This window comes from uncultured Nevskia sp. (assembly GCF_903885465.1).
Taxonomy (GTDB): domain Bacteria; phylum Pseudomonadota; class Gammaproteobacteria; order Nevskiales; family Nevskiaceae; genus Nevskia.
In genome coordinates this window covers 1-2,913 of the sequence record NZ_CAISIQ010000099.1, presented here as the reverse complement: position 1 = coordinate 2,913, position 2,913 = coordinate 1, and the positions used below count along the sequence as shown (strand labels likewise).

Annotated in this window: 5 protein-coding genes; all 5 read right to left on the bottom strand. The window is 62.5% G+C overall.

Annotated elements, in window-relative coordinates:
• Positions 1 to 954, bottom strand: a 954-nt coding sequence (locus tag QZY06_RS03790; RefSeq protein ID WP_295680398.1) for a tetratricopeptide repeat protein, incomplete at its 3' end; no start/stop codon positions are given.
• Positions 955 to 959: 5 nt separating this feature from the next.
• Entirely contained in the window at positions 960 to 1,643 is a 684-nt protein-coding gene (locus tag QZY06_RS03785) for an energy transducer TonB (RefSeq protein ID WP_295680395.1), read from the bottom strand.
• Positions 1,644 to 1,654: 11 nt separating this feature from the next.
• Entirely contained in the window at positions 1,655 to 2,062 is a 408-nt protein-coding gene (locus QZY06_RS03780; protein WP_295680393.1) for a biopolymer transporter ExbD, read from the bottom strand.
• Between the two features lie 39 nt (positions 2,063 to 2,101).
• Positions 2,102 to 2,515, bottom strand: a complete 414-nt coding sequence (locus QZY06_RS03775) for a biopolymer transporter ExbD (protein ID WP_295680392.1) — start codon at positions 2,513 to 2,515, stop codon at positions 2,102 to 2,104.
• A gap of 32 nt (positions 2,516 to 2,547) precedes the next feature.
• Positions 2,548 to 2,913: MotA/TolQ/ExbB proton channel family protein (locus tag QZY06_RS03770; protein WP_295680390.1), on the bottom strand; the 366-nt coding region annotated here is incomplete at its 5' end.

The window sequence follows — 2,913 nt, the reverse complement described above, 5'->3', positions numbered from 1 at the left end:
CGGCTCGCCGATGATCATGTAGGTGTTGTACAGATTGCGGATGTCTTCAGCCGAAGCCAGCATGCCCTGCCGTTCAGCGAGCGCCAGCACGGCCGCTGCCTGAGTGCTGTCCTCCATCTGCAGCAGCACGCCAGCCAGTTGCTTCCAGTAGTCGGCCTTGCCGGCGTTCAGCGCGATCAGCTCCAGCAGCGTCTCGGCGGAAGCCTTGTAGTCCTTCGCCTCGTAGAGCAGTCCGAGCTTGAACTGGATCCACGATTCCTTCGGCACCTTCGACTTGCCCAGCGCGATATCGACTTCGGCCAGCGCTTCCGGAAAGCGCTTGCGTTCAGCCAACGCACTGGCCAGGAACACGTGGGCGTCCGGTGAGACAACACCGCAGGACTTGGCCATGTAGTCCCTCAGCGCGTCGATGCCGAGATCGAACTGGCCGCTGGCCACGTACAACTGGCCGAGGTTCAGACGCATCTGCTCGCTGTTCTGCATCGACAGCGCGTCGTAGGACAGCGCCTTGGCGAAGGCATTGGCCGAACTGGCCAGATCATTCTTGTCCGAATAGGCGATGCCAAGGTTGTAGTTGACCATCGCTTTGTCATAGTCCTCGCCCTTGTTGAGAAGCTTCTTCAGCTTCTCGATCGCCAGGTCGGTCTTCTTCTCGCCGAGCATCACCGATGCTTCCCGCATGTCGTCGATGACGTCGTCGCTGAGGTTCGGCGTGGCCTTCTGCTTGGACGGCAGACATTCGGCCCGGACACCGGCGGCGATCATCTCCGCTTCCTTCGCGGCAGCGATCTGAGCCGGCGTCTGCCGCGCCGGCGGCCGCTGCTGTGGTGCCGGAACCTGGGCCAGCGCCGTGCCGATGCTGGCCAGCCCGAAGGCGGCCAGCACGACAAGACGACTGAACGCCGGCTTCAACGAGCGGCGACCGGAAACTTCTGTAGGGCTAGCGTTCTTCATGGTCATTACTCCGCCGCGTTGAGGTCGAACTTGACGGTCTGCACGCCGTGGAACTCGACAGCCTTGCCGTCAACCGTCTTCGGCTTGAAGCGCCACTTCTGGATCGCCGTGACCGCTGCCGCTTCGAACAAGCCCTTCGGCTTGGCCTCGATGACTCGGGCCTTGCGGACGCTGCCATCCGGGTTGACGGTGACATCGATGGTCACGAAGCCGCTGACACCGGCCCGGCGTGCATCGGCCGGGAAGGTCGGCGGGATGCGCTGCAAGGGCACCAGATCGCTATCCATCGATGCTGCAAGACCGCCGCCGGTACCGGTGCCGGCCGACATATTGGACGCCAGGCCGAGGTTGGTCGGGATGCCGATACCGGTCGACGGTGCTGCCGTATCGACGTCGATCTTCATCTTCGACGGCGGTGCCGGCTGGTTCGCCGGCGGCGGCGGTGGCGGCTTGCGCCGTTCCATCTGCTCGGGCGCGCTATCCCGCTTGAGGCGCACGAAATCGATGGTCGGCAGGTTCTCGACCTTGTTGATGCCGTGACCACTGACGTGGATCACCGCGTACATCAGCCAGAAGAACAGCAGCGAGGTGCAGATCGACATGCACAGGGCCGTCGTCCAGCGGGTGCCGAAACTGGCCTTCGGCAGAATGGCTTCGAAGTCAGTCGTGATCGTGGTTGCGGGCGACATGGAATTCTCCGTCAGGCCGGTGGTGCTGCTGCAATGGAGACATCGCCGACACCGCCGAGCTTCACCTGGTCCATGACCTTGGTCAGCACGCCGGTCTGTGAATCCTTGTCGGCGATGATCACCACGGTGTCATCCGGACGCTCGATGTGGAGTCGTTCGATGGCATTGCGGATATCGCCGACATTGACCCGGCGCTTGTCCATCCAGATGTCTCCATTCGGACGGATCGCGATCAGGATGTTGCCACTGTCCTTGTGTTCGGCGGTGAGCGCCTGGGGACGCGACACCTGAATGCCGGACTCCTTCACGAACGACGTGGTGATGATGAAAAAGATCAGCAGGTTGAGCACGAAGTCGAGCATCGGCGCTAGGTCGATGCCGGTATCTTCGGACTCTTCGGCGTGGCGTCTGGACATCATGGCGCTGTGACTCCTGGATACTGCATGTCTTGGAAGTGCTTAACTCTTGGTCGGTGCAATCGACACCGCCATCACCCCGCCCTGCCGAACCTGATCGATGACATCGACGAGGATGCCGGTGGCGGCACCCGGATCAGCGGCGACCACCACCGGGTCATCCGGCTTCTGGGCGTGCAGGCTTTCGATCTTGGCGCGCACCGAGCGCTGGTCGACGATCTTGCGATCGACGGTGATCTCACCGTTGGCGGCGATCAGGATGACGATGCTGCTGGACTCGCTCTTCTCCGCCGACGATGAGGAGTTCGGCCGGCTGACATTGATGCCGACCTCCTTCAGGAACACCGCCGTGATGATGAAAAAGATCAGCAGATTGAGGACGAAGTCGAGCATCGGTGCCAGATCGATACCGGTGCTCTCCTCCATGTGGACGGTGGCGCGTTTACGCTGACGCATGACGTGATTCCCCGGTGACGATCAGGTAATAATCAGAACGAGAACTGATCCGACAGTCGCTCTGTTTCCATGGCGACACGGCGGCGGAAGTAGAAGCTCGGGTAGAGACCGGTGATGCTCACGGCCAGGCCGGTGAGTGTGCAGATCATCGCCTCCGACACACCGTTGGCCATCGAGCGAGCGTCGGCCGAACCGCGGGCCGCCATCACGTCGAAGACCGCGAGCATGCCGGTGACGGTGCCCAGCAGGCCGAGCAGCGGACACAGCGGCACCAGCACCCGAAGCAGCAGCAGATTGGTCGACATGCCGGCGTTGAGCCGCGAGATCATCGCCTTGCGGACCTGGTGGGCCCGCCAGCTGGAACGCTCGCTGCGAGCGTTCCAGCTGGCCAGCAGGCT